Annotated in this window: 1 protein-coding gene and 2 pseudogenes; all 3 read right to left on the reverse strand. The window is 54.2% G+C overall.

The window, feature by feature from the left end:
* Positions 1 to 128 (reverse strand): annotated as a pseudogene (locus ATHL_RS19465) (50S ribosomal protein L7/L12); the annotation flags it as partial.
* A gap of 95 nt (positions 129 to 223) precedes the next feature.
* A complete protein-coding gene (rplJ, locus tag ATHL_RS01940) occupies positions 224 to 817 on the reverse strand; it encodes a 50S ribosomal protein L10 (RefSeq protein ID WP_272897325.1) in 594 nt (197 codons plus the stop codon).
* 200 nt (positions 818 to 1017) lie between these two features.
* Positions 1018 to 1475, reverse strand: a pseudogene (locus tag ATHL_RS01945) (50S ribosomal protein L1); the annotation flags it as partial.

A 1475-nucleotide genomic window follows, 5' to 3' on the forward strand; every position in this document is an offset into this window, starting at 1 on the left:
GCGGCCACAGCGGCCACCGGGGCGGCGGCAGAAACGCCCCATTTTTCTTCCAGTAATTTCACCAGTTCAGCGGCTTCCAGAACCGAAAGCGCGCTCAGTTCATCAACGAGTTTCGCAAGATCAGCCATTGTAGAAAATCTCCTTACTTTTCTTTTTTCTTGATAGATGGTCTACCGGTTAGAAAAACCGTAGATTTGGTTTGCAACACAGATCGATGGCCGCATTACGCGGCGACGGCAGCCTGTTCTTTTTCGGAATAGGCCTTGAGAACTCCGGCGATAGAACGTCCGGGCTCGGCAATGGTGCGTACCAGTTTGGCAGCAGGCGCCTGCAGGATGCCCAGGAGCTGGGCACGCATAACCGGCAGCGGGGGCAGGTCGGCCAGGAATTTAACCTGCTCAGGCGAGAGAATCTCCTTGCCCATCAGGCCGCCTTTAACTTTATAAGTTTCGGCCTTGGCGGCGTCGTTGATTAATTTCGCCAGAGTGGGTGGATCCTGGAAGGCGAAGCCAGCCAGTGTGGTGCTCTCCAGAAGCTCACCCGCGTCAATGCCCATATCGGTCATGACTTTGCGGAAGAGCGTGTTCTTGACCACGTGGATTTCGCCGCCCGCTTCACGCACTTTGGCGCGTAGAGCGTCCACGTCTTTCTGGGTCATTTTCTGGTATTCCATCAGGAAGACCGCCTGGCTCTGTTTGACCCAGCTGGTATATTGCGCGATCATTTCAGCTTTTTCCTGTTTGGTGAAGGCCAATGCGAATTCACCTCCTTCCGTGAAAAGATAGAAAAATACAAAAAGTCTTTGTCTGGTTCCCACCAGGCAAAGACTTTTTCACCGGATAACCCGGGAAGATCATTCGATCTTTCGTCTTCACCTCGGCAGGATATTAAGTCCGGATGGACACCAGCTTTCATCGGTGACGTGCACCATTCTTCCGGCGCACAGGGGGTGATTATACCATTAAAAAAGCCCCTGTGAAGGGGCTTTTTGGTTCTTCACCTATCTTTCCTTTCAGTTTATTTTACCGAAAGGTTGAGGGCAGTATTCGGGTCAACCCGCACCGAGGGCCCCATGGTGGAGGTTAAGGTAACCCGGCGAATATAGCTACCTTTGGCTGCCGCCGGTTTGGCTTTGCGAATGGCCTCCATGAGGGCAGAGAGGTTCTCATAAAGTTGTTCGGTGCTGAAGGATACTTTTCCGATGGGCACATGCAGATTGGCAGTTTTATCGAGACGGAATTCAACCCGCCCGGCTTTAGCCTCGCGAATCACGCGGGGGAGGTCTTCGGCCGGAACGACCGTGCCGGCTTTCGGGTTCGGCATGAGGCCGCGGGGACCGAGGATGCGACCGAGGCGTCCCACTTTGCCCATCATATCCGGGGTGGCGATGGCCACATCAAAATCAGTCCAGCCGCCCTGGATTTTCGTGATCCACTCATCCGAGTCAGCCACATAATCGGCTCCCGCTTCCTGCG

Source organism: Anaerolinea thermolimosa (assembly GCF_001050195.2).
Taxonomy (GTDB): domain Bacteria; phylum Chloroflexota; class Anaerolineae; order Anaerolineales; family Anaerolineaceae; genus Anaerolinea; species Anaerolinea thermolimosa.